The following is a 692-nucleotide window of genomic DNA, read 5'->3' on the forward strand; positions in this document are numbered from 1 at the left end:
TGTCTACTGCTAGCTTACCGCTTAGTACGTCTGATACAGGCGCGTAAGTCATGTTTTCAATATTCTCCATTGAGGTAAAAATTCAACTCAACGCTTATCAAAGTGCTTGTCTCAAAACATTTTTGTTTAAAAAACAAGCGAAGCATTGAGTTGGATAGAATTTTACAGATTCAATGGGACATATTACCCGTCAATTCGTCAGCTTCAACCTTTATATTCAATTTGGACGCGAGAAATTTCCTATTTATTCGCCCTTTGTTGCTCAGAAAGGGTGAATTGGTTAAGTAATTGCTCTAAACGCTCAGAAAGTTCTTCTAAATCGACACTGATATCCCGTGTATGAGAGGCAGATTGAGATGTGTCGTTCGCGTGCAAAGTAATCACGTCGATTTTCGATTGAATGTGCTTGCTGACATCCGAGGTGGTTTGAGTTTGCAGTTGGATGTTTTCTGCGTGTTTCAGCACTTGATGCATCTCGTCTACGACATTGTGCATGGTTTCAGACAGCGCTTCGACATCCAGTGAACGTTGATGAGCAAATTGACAAACATGATCGACTGACGACAGAGACTCTTCGCTGCCTTGCTGAAATTGGGAAATGATGCTTTCAATGTTGCTGGTGGCTTCGGCGGTACGTGAAGCCAGATTTCTCACTTCATCGGCAACGACCGCAAAGCCACGACCTTGCTCTC

1 protein-coding gene is annotated in these 692 nt (G+C 42.9%); it reads right to left on the reverse strand.

From position 1 onward, the window contains the following. Positions 1–240: 240 nt before the first annotated feature. Positions 241–692: methyl-accepting chemotaxis protein (locus tag R7Z77_RS25740; protein ID WP_318137097.1), on the reverse strand; the 452-nt coding region annotated here is incomplete at its 5' end.

This window comes from Vibrio sp. 1401 (genome assembly GCF_033340295.1).